General features: G+C 72.2%; 19 protein-coding genes. 9 read left to right on the plus strand and 10 right to left on the minus strand.

The window, feature by feature from the left end; genetic code table 11:
- Positions 1 to 112: 112 nt before the first annotated feature.
- Together QF027_RS42355 and QF027_RS42360 are read right to left on the minus strand one after the other, a co-directional pair.
- A complete protein-coding gene (locus QF027_RS42355; RefSeq protein WP_373432470.1) occupies positions 113 to 382 on the minus strand; it encodes a DUF1905 domain-containing protein in 270 nt (89 codons plus the stop codon).
- Between the two features lie 24 nt (positions 383 to 406).
- Entirely contained in the window at positions 407 to 1066 is a 660-nt protein-coding gene (locus QF027_RS42360) for a TetR/AcrR family transcriptional regulator (protein ID WP_306973636.1), read from the minus strand.
- 80 nt (positions 1067 to 1146) lie between these two features.
- Here QF027_RS42360 and QF027_RS42365 point away from each other — a divergent pair, with 80 nt between their 5' ends.
- From QF027_RS42365 to QF027_RS42375, 3 genes are all read left to right on the plus strand, one after another.
- Complete coding sequence (locus tag QF027_RS42365; protein ID WP_307080723.1) at positions 1147 to 1824, plus strand: class II aldolase/adducin family protein; 678 nt, start codon at positions 1147 to 1149, stop codon at positions 1822 to 1824.
- A complete protein-coding gene (locus tag QF027_RS42370; RefSeq protein ID WP_306973632.1) occupies positions 1821 to 2759 on the plus strand; it encodes a carbohydrate kinase family protein in 939 nt (312 codons plus the stop codon). The genes QF027_RS42365 and QF027_RS42370 overlap by 4 nt, the downstream gene beginning before the upstream one ends.
- Positions 2760 to 2867: 108 nt before the next feature.
- Positions 2868 to 3197, plus strand: a complete 330-nt coding sequence (locus QF027_RS42375; protein WP_307080724.1) for a DUF2218 domain-containing protein — start codon at positions 2868 to 2870, stop codon at positions 3195 to 3197.
- Between the two features lie 8 nt (positions 3198 to 3205).
- Here the strand turns inward: QF027_RS42375 and QF027_RS42380 are convergent, their stop codons facing one another.
- The 4 genes from QF027_RS42380 to QF027_RS42395 are packed head-to-tail and all read right to left on the minus strand — an operon-like array spanning position 3206 to position 7187.
- A complete protein-coding gene (locus tag QF027_RS42380; RefSeq protein ID WP_306973628.1) occupies positions 3206 to 3742 on the minus strand; it encodes an NUDIX hydrolase family protein in 537 nt (178 codons plus the stop codon).
- Positions 3743 to 3744: 2 nt separating this feature from the next.
- Positions 3745 to 4929, minus strand: coding sequence for an amidohydrolase family protein (locus QF027_RS42385; protein WP_307080726.1), 1185 nt, complete (start codon positions 4927 to 4929; stop codon positions 3745 to 3747).
- 2 nt (positions 4930 to 4931) lie between these two features.
- On the minus strand, positions 4932 to 6335 hold the full coding sequence (locus QF027_RS42390) for a glutamine synthetase family protein (protein WP_307080728.1): 1404 nt from the start codon (positions 6333 to 6335) through the stop codon (positions 4932 to 4934).
- Between the two features lie 39 nt (positions 6336 to 6374).
- Positions 6375 to 7187, minus strand: coding sequence for an SAM-dependent methyltransferase (locus QF027_RS42395; RefSeq protein ID WP_306973622.1), 813 nt, complete (start codon positions 7185 to 7187; stop codon positions 6375 to 6377).
- Positions 7188 to 7357: 170 nt separating this feature from the next.
- Between QF027_RS42395 and QF027_RS42400 the strand changes: the two genes are divergently transcribed.
- Positions 7358 to 7801: a potassium channel family protein gene (locus tag QF027_RS42400; protein WP_307080730.1), complete on the plus strand. Its 444-nt coding sequence runs from the start codon at positions 7358 to 7360 to the stop codon at positions 7799 to 7801.
- A 1-nt stretch (position 7802) separates the two neighbouring features.
- Here QF027_RS42400 and QF027_RS42405 read toward each other — a convergent pair whose 3' ends face one another.
- The 4 genes from QF027_RS42405 to QF027_RS42420 form a co-directional block, all read right to left on the minus strand.
- On the minus strand, positions 7803 to 8504 hold the full coding sequence (locus QF027_RS42405) for a response regulator (protein ID WP_306973618.1): 702 nt from the start codon (positions 8502 to 8504) through the stop codon (positions 7803 to 7805).
- Positions 8505 to 8898: 394 nt separating this feature from the next.
- Positions 8899 to 10887, minus strand: a complete 1989-nt coding sequence (locus QF027_RS42410; RefSeq protein WP_307080731.1) for an FtsX-like permease family protein — start codon at positions 10885 to 10887, stop codon at positions 8899 to 8901.
- 15 nt (positions 10888 to 10902) lie between these two features.
- On the minus strand, positions 10903 to 11586 hold the full coding sequence (locus QF027_RS42415) for an ABC transporter ATP-binding protein (protein ID WP_306973614.1): 684 nt from the start codon (positions 11584 to 11586) through the stop codon (positions 10903 to 10905).
- A gap of 20 nt (positions 11587 to 11606) precedes the next feature.
- Complete coding sequence (locus QF027_RS42420; RefSeq protein WP_306973612.1) at positions 11607 to 11975, minus strand: DUF4333 domain-containing protein; 369 nt, start codon at positions 11973 to 11975, stop codon at positions 11607 to 11609.
- A gap of 188 nt (positions 11976 to 12163) precedes the next feature.
- Between QF027_RS42420 and QF027_RS42425 the strand changes: the two genes are divergently transcribed.
- The 5 genes from QF027_RS42425 (at position 12164) to QF027_RS42445 (ending at position 17442) form a co-directional block, all read left to right on the plus strand.
- The gene (locus tag QF027_RS42425; RefSeq protein ID WP_306973610.1) at positions 12164 to 13309 is read left to right on the plus strand and encodes a sensor histidine kinase; all 1146 of its coding nucleotides are present in this window, start codon (positions 12164 to 12166) and stop codon (positions 13307 to 13309) included.
- 178 nt (positions 13310 to 13487) lie between these two features.
- Positions 13488 to 14120 carry a helix-turn-helix domain-containing protein gene (locus QF027_RS42430; RefSeq protein ID WP_306973609.1) on the plus strand — a complete coding sequence of 211 codons (633 nt, stop codon included), beginning with the start codon at positions 13488 to 13490 and terminating at the stop codon, positions 14118 to 14120.
- A 52-nt stretch (positions 14121 to 14172) separates the two neighbouring features.
- Positions 14173 to 15510, plus strand: a complete 1338-nt coding sequence (locus QF027_RS42435; protein ID WP_307080734.1) for a M24 family metallopeptidase — start codon at positions 14173 to 14175, stop codon at positions 15508 to 15510.
- A complete protein-coding gene (locus QF027_RS42440; RefSeq protein WP_307080735.1) occupies positions 15497 to 16474 on the plus strand; it encodes a thiamine pyrophosphate-dependent dehydrogenase E1 component subunit alpha in 978 nt (325 codons plus the stop codon). The genes QF027_RS42435 and QF027_RS42440 overlap by 14 nt, the downstream gene beginning before the upstream one ends.
- Positions 16462 to 17442 carry an alpha-ketoacid dehydrogenase subunit beta gene (locus tag QF027_RS42445; protein ID WP_307080737.1) on the plus strand — a complete coding sequence of 327 codons (981 nt, stop codon included), beginning with the start codon at positions 16462 to 16464 and terminating at the stop codon, positions 17440 to 17442. The genes QF027_RS42440 and QF027_RS42445 overlap by 13 nt, the downstream gene beginning before the upstream one ends.
- Positions 17443 to 17453 lie beyond the last annotated feature (11 nt).

A 17453-nucleotide genomic window follows, 5' to 3' on the forward strand; every position in this document is an offset into this window, starting at 1 on the left:
CCGGAGTGACGACCCGGGGGATCTCCCCGGCGGCGCGCGGGACCGCGGCCAGGTAGGCGTCGCCGCGCCGACGCAGTGCGCCGCGGTTGCGCTGGTGGCTAGAAGCGGACCGTCATCTCCACCCGCCGTCCCCCGCGTCGAGCCCCTCCGGCCCCCGCACCGCGTTCTTGAGCGGCAGCAGATAGCCGCCGTCCTTCGGGAACAGCGACGTCGTGAAGGTGACCTCACCGATCCGGGCCTCGACCGGGATCACGCCCCAGCCGTACGTGGCCATCAGGGCCACCTCACCGATGTCGGCGGACTCCTGGTCGGGCACCGGGACGAAGTAGTAGGGCGCCGGGCCGCGCCATTCGATCACCCGGCCGGTGAAGGTGAGCTGCATCGGACCCCCGTTGCGCAGAAGACGTCAGGAACCGTTGTACCGCGCCGCGATGTCCGTGAGATAACCGCGCAGCATGATCTTGGTCTCCTCGAGCAGCGCAGCGTCCCCCTTCGTTTCCCGGCGGAAGGCCTCCTGGGCGAGGGCGTCGGCGGCGAGGATCGCGGCGTGGCAGACGCGGGCGAGGGTCTCGTCGTCCTCGGCGAGCTGCAGGGCGAGCAGGATGCGGCGGATCCCGTCGGCCATCCGGCGCTTGTGCTCGCGGTCCGCGGTCCGGGTCCGCTCGGTCAGTCCGCTGCCGAACCACAGGGCGCGGAAGCCGTGTTCGGTGCGGTAGATCTCCGTGTACGCGTCGATGAGCACGCCGACCGGGTCCTCCCAGCGCTCGGCGGCCGCGGCCTCGACGAGCGCGTCCATCGCCGCTTCCAGCTTGGCGAAGTAGCCGGCCGCGAGCGCGTCGATGATCGCCCCGCGATCGGGCAGGTACTGGTACAGCGAGCCGACCGACACCCGCGCCTCGGACGCGATCCGGGTCGTGGTGAGCGACTCGACACCCTCCTCGACCAGGATGCGCTCCGCGGCTTCGAGAACCCTGGCCAAACGGGCCCGGCTGCGGGCCTGTTGGGGAGTGCGGCGCAGGGCGGTGACCCACGCGGCCGGGTCGGCGTCCGGGGTGGACTCAGCCACGGGACGACCTTCGCTCACTCACGTGACAACCTCCGAACGTGAACGTGACTTTGTTTCAGGTTTAGGTTAGCGTCGCGCGCATGACCGACTCAAGCCCGGTGCTGAGCGAGGAGCGGGCCGCCGTGGCGGACGCCTGCCGCCGTCTGGGGGCCGAGGGCCTGCTCATCGGTACGGCGGGCAATGTCAGCGTGCGCGTCGAGGACCACGTGGCGATCACCGCGACCGGCGCCGTCCTGGCCGAGCTCACCCCGGACCAGGTGACCGTGGTGGACCTCGACGGAGAGATCGCGGCCGGAAGCCTGCTGCCCACCTCGGAGCTCGACCTCCACCTGGGCGTCTACCGCCGCTACGGCACCGCCGCCGTGGTGCACACCCACGCCCCGATGGCCACCGCGCTCTCCCTCGTCCTCGACGAACTGCCCTGCGTCCACTACCAGTTGCTGGCCCTCGGCGGCACCGTCCGGGTCGCGCCGTACGCCACCTTCGGCACCCCGGAACTGGCCGAGTCGGTCCTCGCCGCGCTGGAGGGGCGCGGTGCGGCCCTGATGGCCAACCACGGCGCGGTCACCCACGCCCCGACCCTCGACAAGGCGGTCGAGCACGCGCTGCTCCTGGAGTGGGCCTGCGGTGTCTACCAGCGCGCGGCCGCCCTGGGACAGCCCCGCATCCTCGACGAACAGCAGCAGATCGCGGTGATCGAGGCCGCCCTCGCCCGCAACTACGGCACCACGCAATCCGCACAGGAGGGGAACCGATGAAGGCACAGAACGTCGTCACCATGGGTGTGCACGTGCTCGACGTGCTGGTACGGCCGGTCGAGGAGATACCCGAGGGCCAGGGCGCGACCCTGGTCGAGGACATCCGCATGACCGCCGCCGGCACGGCCGCGGGCACCGCCCTCACCCTCGCCAAGCTGGGCGCCTCGGTGCGCACCGCGGGGGCGATCGGCACCGACCCGACGGGCGACCTGCTCACGCAGCTGCTCGACAAGGCCGGGATCGACACCGCGTTGCTCGTGCGCCGTACCGACACCTCCACCTCCGCGACCGTCCTGCCCATCCGCCCCAACGGTGACCGCCCCACCCTCCACCTGCTCGGCGCCAACATCACCTACGGCCTCGACGACGTGTCCTGGGACGCGGTCGCCGAGGCGAGCCACCTGCACCTCGGCGGCCCCGAGCTGATCGGCGCAGAGGTCGCCACCCGCATCCTGGCGCACGCCAAGGACCACGGCGTCATCACCTCGGTGGACCTGCTCGCGCCGGGTGAGCTCGGCACCTTCGACCAGATCGAACCGCTGCTCCCGTACGTCGACTACCTGCTCCCCAACGAGGACCAGGTCCTCGGCTTCAGCGAGGAAGAGGACCTGGTGACCGGTGCGAAGAAGTTCCTGGCCGGGGGTGTGGGCCTGGTCGCGGTCACCCGTGGCGGCGACGGCGCCCTCCTGGTCACCGCCGAGGGCACGGAGACCATCCCCGCCTTCGAGGTCGAGGTCGTCGACACCACCGGCTGCGGCGACGCCTTCTCGGCGGGCTTCCTGCGCGGGGTGGGCCTGGGCCGTACGCCACGCGAGGCGGCGATCCTGGGCAGTGCCGCGGCGGCGCTGGTGGCGCAGGGCCTGGGCAGCGACCACGGCGACTTCGACCTGGCGGAGGCCGACGAGTTCTCCATGACGAGCAAGACCCGCGCATAGGCCGCACACGAACGTCGCGGTGTGCGAGCGGTGCGGAATGGACGTGGGGCGACCGGTGTTGCGGCAGCATCGAGTTCGTACCGCGCCACCGCACTCCCGGGAGTACCCATGCCCCGCTCCGAAGCCCGCGTCGCCACCGACCGCCCGCACCGCTACGCCAAGCAGCTCGCCTCGCACCTCGGGCGTCGCAGCCGCACCACGTGGGACGAGGAGAGCGGTGAGGGCAGCCTGCTCTTCCAGAACGGAGGCAAAGGCTCCCTCACCGCCACCGAGGGTGCGCTGGTGCTGAGGCTGGAGACGGAGTCCGAGCACCTCGATCTCCTGGAGGGTGTCGTCGGCAGCCACCTGGTCCGCTTCGGCAGCAAGGACGAACTCGTCGTCGCGTGGACGCGGGACGACGGCGAGCCCGGCACGACGCAGCGCAAGGAGACCGACTGACCGGGTCCTCAGACAGCGCAGCCCATGTGGGCCAACGCCTGCTTGAGCAGCACTCCGTGACCGCCGGGCATCTCGCTCTCCACCGCCGGTGACAGGGCCTCCTGCGGGCTGAACCACACCAGGTCCAGGGCGTCCTGGCGGGGCTGGCAGTCACCGCTCACCGGGACGACGTAGACGAGGGACACCGCGTGCTGGCGTGGGTCGTGGTACGGCGTGACCCCCTGGGTGGGGAAGTACTCCGCCACCGTGAAGGGCTGCAGGGAGGGCGGGATCCGGGGCAGGGCCACGGGTCCCAGGTCCTTCTCCAGGTGGCGCAGGAGGGCGTCCCGGACCCGCTCGTGGTGCAGAACGCGGCCGGAGACCAGAGTGCGGCTGACCGTTCCGTCCGGTCCGATGCGCAGCAGCAGGCCGACGCTGGTGACTTCGCCGCTGTCGTCGACGCGCACGGGCACGGCCTCGACGTACAGGATGGGCATCCGAGCGCGGGTCTGCTCGAGATCGTCGGCGCTCAGCCAGCCGGGCGTGGTTTCGGTCAAGTCAGACATTGCTAGATCATACTTTCCGGGGACGGCGGGCGCTCAGTCGCGCTCGCCTGGTGGGACGGGGACGGGGCGGGAAGTCCGTAGAGGCGGCGGGCGTTGTCCCCGCTCGTCCAGGCCGCGACGCGCAACGCGTCCGGCAGGCTCAGCTCGTCGGCGTCCACCCGCTCCTGGAGCAGCCCGGCCAGTCCCTGCCGGAACGACAGCGCGCCGAGCAGATGGAATTCGGCCACTCCGTACGCGTCGGAGCTGTACAGCAGCTTGCGGAACGGAGTGATCTCCAGCGCCTCCGCCAGGATCGCCCGGGACCGTGCGGGTCCGACGTAGTGCAGGGTGAGACCCACGTCGAGGTACACCTGCTCGAACACCGCGGCCAGATAGGCGGCCTGCCGCTGATACGGCCAGCAGTGCAGCAGCAGGACCGGGATCGTGCCCGCGGTCAGGTGCAGCCAGTCCGTGAGGTGGGTCGGGTCCACGCGGTGCATACGGATGTCGCTGTCGCCGAACCCGGTGTGCAGCTGGAGGGGCAGCCCCAGGTCCACCGCGGTCCACAGCAGATGCCGTACGAGAACCGGATCGGCCAGTCGTCCACCGTGGGCGAGCCAGTCGGTGGCGGCACGGGTGACCTCCGCGTCCGAGGGGCGCGCCGGGTCCAGGTCGAAGCCGGTGCGGTAGGCGGCGACCGACTTCACGGCCACCACACCCGGCCGCCCCACGGCCTCCAGAGCGGCCGCGTGGAACTCGTCCGCGTACGCGTCCGGCTCCACGCCCCGCGCCGCCACCGCCTCCGCGACGCCCTCCAGCCGCACGATCTCGTACGCCGTCCCGCCCGCGGCCTGCGCCAGCTCCGCCGGTGTGGTGAGACGTTGCGGCGCGTACCCGGTGTCCACGCAGAACACGTCCGTGCCCGCGGCGGTCAGGAAGCGGCGGTTGACCTCCCGCGGGCCGAGTTCCGCGCGGCGGGCCAGGTAGGCGTCGGGCGGCGCGTGGCGCGGGAGGTCCAGCAGGGGTGCGCAGTGCCGGCGGACCGCCACGCCGACGGGGCTGTCGAAGGGGGAGATCCCGGGCCAGGCCGCGCCCTCGGTGAGCAGCGACTCGAAGCCCGTGCGGTCGAGGCCGTCGATGACGACCCCGTGGCAGTGGTGGTCCACCAGCCGGGCGGCGGCGAGGGACTCTTGGACGCCTCCGCTCATGCTCAGTACTTCCAGCGGTACGCCGCCGCGATCTGCTCGTCGTCCAGCTCGGCCACGGAATCGCTCTCTCCGAAGCGCACGGCGACCACGGCGTCGGTGAGGACCGGCCCCAGCGCGGCCCGCAGCTGTTCGTCGGCGCGGAACGCCCTGACCGCCTGGGACAGGGAGGTCGGCAGCCGGCGTACGCCCATGGCGGTGGCCCGGTCGGTGGGGAGCAGGGCCGGATCGCCGGTGATCTCTCTGGGCAGCGGCATGGCCGAGGTCAGGCCGTCGAGTCCGGCGGCGATCAGACCGGTGAACGCGAGATACGGGTTGGCGGCCAGATCGACCGGCTTCAGCTCCAGGTTCGCGGCCCGGTCGGTCCGGCCCGCGGTGCCGGTGACGATCCGGACGGCCGCCTCCCGGGCCTCGCGGCCCCAGGCGGTGAACACCCCCGCCCACTGGGAGGGTTTGAGGCGCAGATAGCTGGCCGGGCTCGGCGCGGTCAGGGCCGTGAGCGCGTGCAGATGGGCGAGGACACCCGCGACGAACGACTCGGCCTCGGGCGTCATGCCGTAGCGGCCCTTGCCGCCCGAGTGCAGGTTCACGCCCTCGCGCCAGGCGGAGAGGTGGAGGTGGCCGCCGTTGCCGACGCCCTCCGCGAAGACCGCCGGGGCGAAGGAGACGACCAGCCCGTGCCGCTGGGACACCGCCCGGATCGTCTGCCGTACGAGCACGCTGACGTCGGCCGCCGCCACCGGGTCCAGGGCAGCCGTCGAGATCTCGAACTGCCCGGCCGCGTACTCGGGATGGAGCTGCTCGACCTCGATGCCCTGCTCGGCGCAGGCCGCCAGCAGGTCGGCCGCGTAGTCGCCGAGCTCGACCTGCCGGGTGGCGCCGTACGCCGGTCCCGACACGGCGGGCACGAAGTCACCGTCCGCCGCCGGGCCCCGGCCCACCGCCCACTCGATCTCGACGCCTGCCTTGAAGGTGATCCCGTGCCGCTCGGCGGCCTCGGTGACGATCCGCCGGAGGACCGTGCGGGAGCAGCCCGGATGCCGCTCGCCCTCCTGCGTGATCCGGTCGACCGGCGCCCAGGCCCAGCCGGGCTGCCCGGCCAGCGCCACGAGCCGGTCGAGGTCGGGGTAGAGGCGCAGATCGCCGTCGGGGGAGCCCAGGGTGTCGGTCGTGACGATGGAGTCGTTCGCCAGGAACGTGTCGAACACCGGCGACATGCCCACGCCCCAGGCCGCGGCGGAGGGCAGCTTCGCCGTCGGGATCGTCTTCACCCGGCAGATGCCCGCGGTGTCGACGTAGGCCAGGACCACGCCGCGCACGCCCTTCTCGGCCAGCTCCTCGCTCAGTGCGGTGGCCCGGTCCACGTCACCGGGACGGCCGCCGGGGACGGGGTCGGCAAGGGTGGTCATACGTCCTCCACGACGGGCTCGGCCGGATCGGATCCCGCGTCACCTTTTCACGGCCACCGCGCCGAACTGCGGTACCACGACCGGGGAGTCGGACTCGGCACGCCACTGCGAGCAGGAGACCAGGCCCGGTTCGAGGAGGTCGAGTCCCTCGAAGAACGTGGCGATGTCCTCGCCGCTGCGGGCCGTGATCGGCGGAGTGGCGTTCTCGTTCCAGAACTTCATGGCCGGGATCTGGCCCTCGCCGCCGAGGTCGGCGTCGAACGTGGGGTGCGTCAGCGCCAGGTGGCTCCCGGCGGGCATCGCGGCCATGACCTCCCGTGCGATCCGCCGGGCCTCATCGGTGTCGAGGACGAAGTTGAGGATGCCGAGCATCATCACCGCGACCGGCCTGCTCAAGTCCAGGGTCTGCGCGGCGCGTTCAAGGATCGCGGCCGGGTCGTGGACGTCGGCGTCGATGTAGTCCGTGACGCCCTCGGGGGTGCTGGTCAGCAGGGTGCGGGCGTGGACCAGCACGATCGGGTCGTTGTCGACGTAGACGATCCGTGCGTCGGGGGCGATGCGCTGAGCGATCTCGTGGGTGTTGTCCACCGTCGGCAGCCCGGTGCCGATGTCGAGGAACTGCCGGATGCCCTGCTCCTCGGTGAGGAAGCGCACCGAGCGGCCCAGGAACCAGCGGTCCGCGCGGGCGATCTCCTGGATGATCGGGAACATCCCGGCGACGTGATCGCCGACCCGCTGGTCGACCTCGTAGTTGTCCTTGCCGCCGATCCAGTAGTTCCACACGCGCGCGTTGTGCGCCACACCTGTGTTCAGCCTCGCCGACGCACCCGACGGGGTGTGGCTCTCGCTCACGACTGTGCTCCTTCTCGTGCCTGCGGCCGTTGCCGCCATTGTGCCGTCCGATGATCAGCTTGTCCCGGAAACGGCGACTCGAACGCCCCGTCCGAGGTGCCGGGCGCCCTCCCGGCGGTGACACTGGCCCCGTACGCCCCGCCCCTGCCCGCGGACTGCCAGGAGTGAGCATGCTGCCCGGAATCCTCGTCAGGGTCGTCGGGTTGATGCTCGGCCGGGAGGGGCGGTCGCTCCATCTGAAGGCGGCGGGCGGTGCGACCCTCGTGCTCCTCGCGGTGATGCTGACCGGTTCCTGGGCGGTGATCGTCGCCGAGGAGGAGGCGCGCGGCGCCAACCTGACGTCGTACCCGAAGGCCCTGTGGTGGTCGGTCGAGACGGCGACGACCGTCGGATACGGCGACTTCTACCCCGTCACCTGGTGGGGCCGGGCCGTCGGCACGGTGGTCATGGTCGTCGGGATCACGACGTTCGGCATGGTCACGGCGGCGCTCGCCACCTGGTTCGTGGGGCGGGAGCAGAAGCGCCTGCACCCTGTGGGCGCCCGGGCGCTGCATGCCCTGCACGAGCGGTTCGACCGGCTGGAAGAACTGCTCGAGGGGAAGAAGAACGGGTGACTCAGCTCTCTGGCCGCGCGTGCCCGTGCTGCCAGGCCCAGGCGGCGATCTCCACGCGGTTCCGTGCGGCCAGTTTCAGCTGGACGCTGGAGAGGTGGGTCTTGACCGTGGAGAGGGAGACGTACAGCTCGGCGGCGATCTCGGCGTTCGTACGGCCGAGGGCGACCAGGCGGACCACGTCGAGCTCACGGTCGGTCAGGGGTTCGGTGGTGGGTGCGGGGCAGGCCGCGACGACCGGCGCGGGGGCCGGGTCCGCCGTGACGTGCCGGAGCAGGCGCACGGTGACCGAGGGGGAGACCAGCGAGTCCCCGGCCGCGGCGGCACGGACCGCCTCGGCGAGGAGGACGGGCCCGGAGTCCTTCAGCAAGAACCCGCAGGCACCGCCGCGCAGCGCGCCGTAGACGTACTCGTCGAGGTCGAAGGTGGTGACCACGACCACCCGCAGGGGATCGGCGACCTCGGGCCCCGCCAGCAGCCGGGTCGCCTCCAGCCCGTCCAGCTTCGGCATCCGGATGTCCAGCAGACACACATCGGGCCGCACCTCCCGGGCCAGCCGCACCGCCGTCTCCCCGTCGGCGGCCTCGGCGACCACGGTGATGTCCGGCTGCGCGTCCAGGAAGAAACGGAAGCCGGTACGGACCATGTCCTGGTCGTCGGCGATCAGCACACGGATGGGCACGGCCGGCGGGGTGGGGCTCGTCATGGGTCGATCATGCCTCAGGGAAGGACGGGCACGGTGGCGCTGCGGACGGGGCGGGGTTGTGGTACCGGGCCCGGCCGGAGGGTGACGGTCGGGCCCGGTGCCGGTCTGAGGGCGGGCTGTGTCCTGGTCACGGCCGGTGCTTCGCACCAGTCCCGTGTCGGCGCGAGGACGTCGCTGGGCCCTCGCGGAGCCGGGACCCGACGACGATCGGTCGGCCAGTCCGCCCCACCTCTCGGGCGGGCGCCGACCCGTGGCCGGCACTGTCTCCGCCACGGGGCCACGCCGGACCGGGAGCCGATGGCGGCCGTTTCGGGCCGCCCCTACCGCTCGGGCGGGAGGCCGGCTCGTGGCCACGGCACCGATCCGATCAGCGGAGTCGCTCCCAGCCGGTGTCTCAGTCCGCGCTGCGTGCTGCGTCCTCCGTCACTCTGCGCAGCAACGGTCTGCTGCCGCCGATCGCCGCGAACATCGCCAGCGCGCCCACGGCCACGCACACGGCCAGCTCCAGGACGCCCGTCACGTTGATCGAGGCGCCGACAGCCCTGTTGAGACGGTAGGAGAGGTAGACGCCGATGGCGGTGGTGCCGCCGGCCAGGGCGACCAGGGGGATCACGGTCTCGCGGACGCGGGCCCGGTCCAGCACCTTGAGAGGAGTGCCGGCGAGGCGGAGAAGGCCGTAGATCCGGCGTCGGTCCAGGACACCCGCGGCGGCGGTGAGGCCGGCCGACGTCGTGGCGACGAGGAAGCTCAGCGCCAGAGTCGCCGTGCTGACCTCGGCGAAGCGGCCGATGCCGGTGCGGTCGCCCGCCGTCACGTAGTCCTGGGTGAGGGGCGGCCGAGCCGGGTTCGCGGCCGTCAACGCGGTGACGGCGGTGTCGAGACGGGCCCGGCCGTCGCCGGATATGTGGGCGATCACGCCCGGCGTGCCGCTCAGCAGCCCGTCCCAGTCGTCCTCGCCCACCGTGTCGACGGTGGCGGTGACACCGGCGTCACGGAGGAGCGTACGGACCTGCGAGGCGTGCGCACCGGCCACCGCGACCTGGTCCCGGTGGGCCGAGCCGTCCATGCCGACCATGCTCACCGCGAAGAACCCCGCCGCGAACCCGGCCAGCACGAGACCGCTGACCGTACGCCAGGCACCGCGCGGGTCGTCGCTCAGACGACGGCCCGCCAGCAGGGTCGCCGGACCCCGGGCGAAGCGGCCGACCAGTCGGCCGAGCCGGTCCACCACCCACGGCCCGAACAGCCAGAAAGCCCCGTAGAACAGCAGCAGCAGACCGACCACCTGACGGGTCGACAGCTGCCCGCCGCCAGTGGAACTCCACACATAGAGCAGGACCGCCACGAACAGCACGAGCCGGATGATCCGGGTCCGCCGTGGGTCGGCCTGCTGGGCGACGCCGAGCGGCGAGGTCGCGACCTGACGCAGCATCGACACCGCGCTGAGGGTGATGACCCCGGTGACCGCCACCACGACCGTCACCAGCCACGGCAACCCCACCCACAGCTGACTCACGTACCAGCCGCCGATGCCGTACGGGATCTCGGCGAGCAGGGGCAGCAGTCCCGCGTACAGCGCCGCACCGGTCAGGGCACCGGCCGCGCCGAGCGCCGCGGTCTCCAGCGCGGTCATGCCGATGATCTGCCGCGGGGTCGCCCCGGCCAGTCGCAGCGCGGCCAGTTGCTGCTCGCGCCGGGCCGCGCCGAGCCGCCCGGAGGCCGCCGCGAGAACCACCACCGGCATCACCAGCAGCGCCACACCCACCAGGGCCGTCTGCTGGTCGTAGGCGGTGAACAGGCTCGCGTGGGTGCCCGAGAAACCGCTGATCTCGGCGCGCGCGGCCTGATCGATGTCGGACACCGTGGAGCCCTCGGCCGCTTCGGACACCGCGGGATCGGTCGGGGCACGCCCGACGACGGCCACCAGCTCGTCCGGCGAGGCCAGACCGGCGGCGCCGATCGTGCCGTACGAGGGCACCTTCGGGAAACGGTCGGCCAGTTGGTTCGCGGGCAGCTTGTGCAGCAGTGCGGCCAGGGCGGGGGAGACGTACACCTCGCCCTTCCCCGGGAAGGAGGTCAGGCCGGGCGGTGCGGGGGTTCCGCGGCGTCCGGGGAGTTGGGCGACGGAGACGACGGTGACGGGCTCGTGGCGTACGTACGTCGTCGCGAGCGCCTGGACCGCGGTGCCGTGCTTCGCGGGTTCGGGGGTGCGCCAGGCGGTGCGGTCGGCGCGGGCGCCGGAGCCGAGGGCGGCGGCGACCATGACCAGCAGGACGAACGTGCCGACGGTGGCCGCACCGGCCGCCAGCAGCCGGCTCTGCAGGCCACGGCGGCCGGAGGACCGGACGATGTGCCAGGTCAGGGGCAGGACGGGGGAACGCATGACATCTCCTGCCGCTCAGGCGACCGTGTATGGGCTGTGGCCGCTGACGCGGCCGTCGCGGACCTGGAGGACGCGGTGGCAGTGGCCGGCGACCTCCGCGTCGTGGGTGACCATCACCAGGGCGGCGCCCTGTTCCCGCGTGACGGACGTCAGCAGTCGGACCACCTCCGTGCTGGTGGCCTGGTCCAGGGCGCCGGTCGGCTCGTCGGCGAAGACCACGTCCGGTTCGACGGCCAGGGCCCGGGCGATCGCCACGCGCTGGGCCTGACCGCCGGAGAGCTGACCGGGCCTGCGGTGCGCGAGGCCGTCGAGACCCAGCGGTGCGAACCAGCGGCGGGCTCGCTCGACGGCCTGTCTGCGGGGCATGCCCTCCAGCATCAGCGGCAGCGCCACGTTCTCCTCGGCGGGCAGCTCCGGGAGCAGCTGACCCGACTGGAAGACGAACCCGAACCGCTTCCGGCGCAGTGCGCTCAGTCTGTTCTCACCGAGCCGGTCGATGCGCTCGCCTCTCAGCAGCACCTCGCCGGCGTCCGGGCGGACGATCCCCGCGAGGGTGTGCAGCAGGGTGGACTTGCCGGAGCCGGACAGGCCCATGATCGCCAACGAGTCGCGCTCGCGGACGTCGACGTCCACACCGGCCAGCGCGGTGGTGGAGCCGTACTTCTTGACGAGGCCGTAACCGGCCAGGACGGTGTTCATGATGTGATCGGGTCCCCTTGTCAGCGGTCGAACTTCCAGGTGACGGACTTGTCCGAGGCCTTGACCACGGTCACCGGTATGTCCACGGTCCCGCCGCCGCTCTTCGCGCCGGTGCAGGTGAGGGTGGCGCCGGCGACGGCCTTGAGCCCGCTTGGGCAGGAGACGTCGGTGACCTTCACGCCGACCCACGGCAGCGGGTGGTACTTGCTCTGGGTGCGGCCCTCGACGACGTACGCGGCGAGCGCCTTGTGGCCGCCGACGGAAGCCGTGCTCTGGGTGTCCAGGGAGGTGGTCGACTCGGTGCCGGCCAGGAAGTGGCCGCCGAGTCCGAAGACGACGGCCGCGCCGGCCACTGCGCCGACGGCGCCGACGAGGTACTTGCTCTGCATCACGTACTCCTGAGGACAGGGGAGGAGGGGCTCCGGGGAAGAGGCGTCTCCTCGGAAGTGGCTCCACTCTCGCCCGCGGGGCCGGGCGCCCGCCTCGGCCGAACGGCCAAGATCTCCGGGTCCGGCACGGCGGCGCCTCGACCGTTCGGCCGATCCCGTCTGCGGCGGCTGCGCATAGCGTGAGCGGCATGAAGTCCGTTTCCGCCCGGGGCTGCGTATGGGCCGCCGGCATCGGTGCCCTCGTCGCAGCGGCCGCTGTCGACCTCTTCGCCTCGGGCGCCGACAAGGGCGTCGGCTGGCCACAGGCGGCCGTGCTGCTGCTCGGCACCGCCGCCGTACTGTGGCCGGCCCACCGGCGCCCGCCCTGGCTCACCCCCCAACTGCGCGCCGTCGTGCCGGCCGTGGCCTCCCTCCTGTGCACGGCCGACTCCGTGGTGCGCTCCGGTGCCCTGTTCGGACCGGGCGAGCTGGCGATCCTGCTGTGCCTGTTGTTCGTCGCGGTACGGCACTGTCCGCGCACCTCGGTGATGGCGTGCGCGTCGCTCGACGGCGCCGCCGTCCTCGCGCTGCCGGTGCGGCCGTTCCTCGACGACGAGGACCTCATGCTGGCGTACATGCTGATCGGGTTCGTCCTGATCGGCCTCACCGTGGCGTTTGCCGCATATCTGCGCTCGCAGGACTACCGGCGGACCGTCGCCGTCAGCGAGACCCGGCGGGCGGAGCGCCTGGCCATCGCCGCCGACCTGCACGACTTCGTCGCCCACCATGTCACCGGCATCCTGGTGCAGACCCAGGTGGCGCGGATGATGGCGGACACCGGCGCCGACGAACTCGACCCCGTCCTCGCCGGTATCGAGCGGGCCGCGACCGAGGCGCTGGCGTCGATGCGCCGCACGGTCGGTGTGCTGCGCGACACCGAGGACCCGGCCGACCGGCGCCCGGTGGGCGACCTCGCGGGCATCGCCGGCCTCATCGACGGCTTCGCGAGCCCCATCCAGAAAGCCACCCTGCACCGCGCCCCCGCGGTACCCGACGACCTCCCGCACGAAGTCCAGGCGGCCGCCTTCCGGGTGGTGCAGGAGGCCCTGACCAACGTACGCCGGCACGCGGCCGACGCCACCCAGGTCACCGTCGGGCTGGGCTACGAGCGGGCCCGCCTGGAGGTGACCGTGTCCGACGACGGGCGCGGCGGCAGCCAGTTGCCGCCCGCGGCGCACGGGGGCGGCTTCGGTCTCGTCGGCCTGAAGGAACGGGTGACGGCCCTCGGCGGCGAACTGCACGCGGGGCCGCGGGCGGAGCAGGGGTGGGAGGTGCGGGCGCTGCTTCCCGGATGACGGGGGGCTTGGGGCGGAGGGTGTGGGTGATCTTTGCCGGATGACGCGGGACCTCGTCCCCGAGACTGCGGGCGGTCTGCCGGGCCTGCGCGGCGCTCTCGCCCCGATGACGCGGGCAGTCTTCCCCGGCCGGGGGGCCGGGTTGTTCAATGGGGCTGCACACGAGAGGAGCCCGCCCGTGTCCCCTGTTTCCGTGCCGGCCGTCGGGGCGCGCATTCGGCAGGCGCGGCTGGAGCGTGGTGTGGGGTTGCGCGCGCTGGCCCGTGAGGTCGGCGTCTCCGCGAGTCTGGTCTCCCAGATAGAGACCGGGAAGAGCCAGCCGTCGGTCAGCACCCTGTACGCGATCACCACGGCCCTCGGCATCTCGGTCGAAGCCCTCTTCGAGGGACGGGAGACCGCAGCCGCGGTGGGTTCGGACACGGTCGTACACGCCCTGGCGGCCTTCGCGGCCGACCCCGGCCGACGCATCGGCCCCCTGGTCAGCCCCGGTGAGCGGGAGGTGCTGGAGCTGGACTCCGGCGTCGTGTGGGAGCGGCTCGGGCACGTCCCCGGCACGGACGTGGACTTCCTGCTCGTCACGTACCGGCCCGGCGGCTCCTCCTCCGGCTCGGGCGGCCTGATGCGGCACGCCGGCAGCGAGTACGGCTATCTGACCTCCGGTGAACTCGTCCTCACCCTCGGCTTCGACGAGCAGGTTCTGCGCCCCGGCGACGCCGTCTGCTTCGAGTCCACGACCCCCCACCGCTACCGCAACGACGGCGACGTACCGGCCGTGGGCGTCTGGTTCGTGGCAAGCCAAACCGTTCAGTGACACTTGACACCCCTTGTGGACGGTCGTTGACTCGATGGTGGGGGTGGTCGCGATGGCGATCCGCACTTACGGCCCCAATGCCGTCGACTGGGAAGAGCGCGTCGACCTGGACCGGCTGCGCAGACAGCGTCTGGCCCGGCTCCACGACACACTGAACCGCTCCGAACTGGGCGCTGTGCTCAGCTTCGACTTCGCCAACATCCGCTACATGACCGCCACGCACATCGGCACCTGGGCGATGGACAAGCTGATCCGCTTCGCCCTGCTGGTCCGCGGGGGCGAACCGATCGTCTGGGACTTCGGCTCCGCGGCCCGCCACCACCAGCTCTACAACCCCTGGCTCGACTACAGCGACGGCAAGGGCGGCCCGCCCACCGGAGCCCGCGCGGGCATCTCCACCCTGCGGGGCGCCTTCCACCCGGACGCCGGCATCGCCGAGGACGTCGCCGCGAAGATCGCCGCCGAACTACGCGCCCACGGTCTCGCCGGCGAACCGCTCGGCATCGACGTCGCCGAGATGCCGGTCCTCGCCGCCCTGCGGGCCGAGGGCATCGATGTGGTCGACGGGCAGCAGGTCTTCCTCGAGGCCCGCCGCATCAAGACCGGCGGCGAGATCTCCCTGCTCGCCCAGGCCTGCGCGATGGTCGACGCGGCCTACGAGGAGCTGTACGGCTACCTCCGCCCAGGAGTCCGCGAGAACGAGTGCGTCGGACTGGTCAGCAAAGTCCTCTACGACCTCGGCAGCGAGTACGTCGAAGGTGTCAACGCCATCTCCGGGGAGCGCTGTTCACCCCACCCGCACGTCTACAGCGACCGCCTGATCCGCCCGGGCGACCCCGCCTTCTTCGACATCCTGCACAGCCACCTCGGCTACCGCACCTGCTACTACCGCACCTTCGCCGTGGGCAGCGCCTCCCGTGCCCAGCGCGACGCCTACGTCCGCTGCCGCGCGTACATGGACGAGGCGATCTCCCTGGTCCGGCCGGGCGCCACCACCGCCGACGTCGTGCAGGTCTGGCCGCGCGCCGAGGAGTTCGGCTTCGCCGACGAGACCGCCGCCTTCGCTCTCCAGTACGGCCACGGGGTGGGCCTGTCGATCTGGGAGAAGCCCATCTTCAGCCGCCTGGTCTCCCTCGACCACCCCGAAGTCCTCGAGGAGGGCATGGTGTTCGCCCTGGAGACCTACTGGCCGGCCGCCGACGGCTGGTCCGCCGCCCGGATCGAGGAAGAGCTGGTCGTCACCGCCGACGGCTGCGAGGTCATCACCAAGTTCCCGGCCGAGGAGCTGCTGGTGGCCGGCCGCAAGTACTGGACCGTGGGCGGCGAGCTCAACACCGCCCGGGAGGCGCAGTCCCACCTGAACACGGGGACCATCGATGGACACCGCTGAACTCCTCGCCCTGTACGAGCAGATGGCCCTCATCCGCCGTACGGAGAAGGCCGCCCACGACCTGTTCCTCCAGGGCCTCGTCAAGGGCACCACCCACCTCGCCGCCGGCCACGAGGCGATCGCGGTCGGCGCGAGCGCCGCCCTGCGCGACGACGACTACGTCTTCGCCACCTACCGCGGCCACCACCACGCGATGGCCCGGGGCGCCACCGTCGAGGAGTGCCTGGCCGAACTCATGAGCAGGGCGACGGGGTTGTGCAAGGCCAAGGGCGGGTCCATGCACCTCACCAAGGCCGACGCCAACATGCTCGGCTCCTACGCCATCGTCGGCGCCCACCTGCCGATGGCGGTCGGCGCCGCCTGGTCCGCCCGGCTGCGCGGCACCGGACAGCTCGCGGTCGCCTTCTTCGGGGACGGCGCCACCAACATCGGCTCCTTCCACGAGGCGTTGAATCTGGCCGCCGTATGGAAGCTGCCCGTGCTGTTCGTCTGCGAGAACAACCTGTACATGGAGTACACGCGGATCGCCGACGTCACGGCGGTGCCCCGGCCGGCCGCCGACCGGGCACCGGCGTACGGCATCCCCGGTGAGGTCGTCGACGGAAACGACGTCGTCTCCGTCCAGGAGGCGGTGGCACGGCTGGCGCGACGGGCCCGGGCCGGAGACGGGCCCGCCGTGCTGGAGGCCGAGACCTACCGCCACTTCGGGCACAGCCGGTCCGACCCGGCGACCTACCGCCCGGCCGAGGAGGTCGAACGCTGGCTCAAACACGACCCGCTGGACATCGCGCGCGGGCGGCTGATCGAGGCGGGGGTGCCCGAGGAGACGGTCACCGCGGCCGACGGGCGCGCACAGACAGTCGTACGGCAGGCGATCGAGGCCGCGAAGAGCGCGCCGCCGCCGGATCCGCGGGAGGCGTTCACCGACGTGTGGGCGGACGGAGGTGCGGCATGGCGGACGTGATCACGTACCGGGAGGCGGTCGCCGAGGGCATCGCGCGGGAGATGCGACGCGATCCGTCCGTCGTCTGCCTGGGGGAGGACATCGGTGAGGCCGGCGGGGTGTTCAAGACGACCGCCGGGCTGCTGAAGGAGTTCGGGCGGGAGCGGGTGTGGGACACGCCGATCTCCGAACAGGCCATCGTGGGCGCGGCGATGGGTGCCGCGATGACCGGGATGCGGCCCGTCGCGGAGATCATGTTCTCGGACTTTCTGGCCTGTTGTTGGGACTACCTCGCCAACGAGATACCCAAGGTGCGTTACATGACGGGTGGTCAGGTCACCGTGCCCCTCGTCGTTCGCACCGCCAACGGCGGCGGGCTCGGTTTCGGCGCGCAGCACTCTCAGGCCACCGAGAACTGGGCGCTGACCGTCCCCGGACTGAAGATCGCGGCACCTTCCACCCCCGCCGACGTCATCGGGATGATGGCGGCGGCCGTACGCAGCGACGACCCCGTGGTCTTCTTCGAGCACAAGGGGCTGCTGGCCGCCAAGGGCGCGCCCGCGCCGCCCGGCCACGTGGTCGAACTAGGGCGCGCCGCCGTCGCGCGCGAGGGCGCCGACGTGACGCTGGTGGCGCTCGCCTCGATGGTGCCGGTGGCGTTGCAGGCCGCTTCGCTGCTCGCCGAGGAGGACATCGGCGTCGAGGTCGTCGACCTGCGGTCCCTCGTGCCGCTCGACATGGCCACCGTCCTCGCCTCGCTCGGCCGGACCTCCCGGCTGGTCACCGTCGAGGAGAACCCGTACCAGGGCGGCTGGGGCGCCACGCTCGTCTCCGTCGTCGCCGACGAGGGCTTCGCTCTGCTGGACGCGCCGGTGCGGCGGGTGGCGGCGGAGTGTGTGCCGCTGCCGTTCGCGGACGTGCTGGAGGAGCAGGTCATCCCCACCGTCGACAAGGTCGTGGCGGCCGTCAGGAGCCTGGCCGCGTACTGAACACCCTTCAG

The sequence above is a fragment of the Streptomyces canus genome (assembly GCF_030816965.1).
GTDB lineage: Bacteria > Actinomycetota > Actinomycetes > Streptomycetales > Streptomycetaceae > Streptomyces > Streptomyces canus_E.

Coding starts and splice junctions, on each gene's coding strand:
- QF027_RS42355 (WP_373432470.1), bottom strand. CDS start 382: ATGCAGCTCACCTTCACCGGCCGGGTGATCGAATGGCGCGGCCCGGCG.
- QF027_RS42365 (WP_307080723.1), top strand. CDS start 1,147: ATGACCGACTCAAGCCCGGTGCTGAGCGAGGAGCGGGCCGCCGTGGCG.
- QF027_RS42370 (WP_306973632.1), top strand. CDS start 1,821: ATGAAGGCACAGAACGTCGTCACCATGGGTGTGCACGTGCTCGACGTG.
- QF027_RS42375 (WP_307080724.1), top strand. CDS start 2,868: ATGCCCCGCTCCGAAGCCCGCGTCGCCACCGACCGCCCGCACCGCTAC.
- QF027_RS42380 (WP_306973628.1), bottom strand. CDS start 3,742: ATGTCTGACTTGACCGAAACCACGCCCGGCTGGCTGAGCGCCGACGAT.
- QF027_RS42385 (WP_307080726.1), bottom strand. CDS start 4,929: ATGAGCGGAGGCGTCCAAGAGTCCCTCGCCGCCGCCCGGCTGGTGGAC.
- QF027_RS42390 (WP_307080728.1), bottom strand. CDS start 6,335: ATGACCACCCTTGCCGACCCCGTCCCCGGCGGCCGTCCCGGTGACGTG.
- QF027_RS42400 (WP_307080730.1), top strand. CDS start 7,358: ATGCTGCCCGGAATCCTCGTCAGGGTCGTCGGGTTGATGCTCGGCCGG.
- QF027_RS42405 (WP_306973618.1), bottom strand. CDS start 8,504: ATGACGAGCCCCACCCCGCCGGCCGTGCCCATCCGTGTGCTGATCGCC.
- QF027_RS42410 (WP_307080731.1), bottom strand. CDS start 10,887: ATGCGTTCCCCCGTCCTGCCCCTGACCTGGCACATCGTCCGGTCCTCC.
- QF027_RS42415 (WP_306973614.1), bottom strand. CDS start 11,586: ATGAACACCGTCCTGGCCGGTTACGGCCTCGTCAAGAAGTACGGCTCC.
- QF027_RS42420 (WP_306973612.1), bottom strand. CDS start 11,975: ATGCAGAGCAAGTACCTCGTCGGCGCCGTCGGCGCAGTGGCCGGCGCG.
- QF027_RS42425 (WP_306973610.1), top strand. CDS start 12,164: ATGAAGTCCGTTTCCGCCCGGGGCTGCGTATGGGCCGCCGGCATCGGT.
- QF027_RS42435 (WP_307080734.1), top strand. CDS start 14,173: ATGGCGATCCGCACTTACGGCCCCAATGCCGTCGACTGGGAAGAGCGC.
- QF027_RS42440 (WP_307080735.1), top strand. CDS start 15,497: ATGGACACCGCTGAACTCCTCGCCCTGTACGAGCAGATGGCCCTCATC.
- QF027_RS42445 (WP_307080737.1), top strand. CDS start 16,462: ATGGCGGACGTGATCACGTACCGGGAGGCGGTCGCCGAGGGCATCGCG.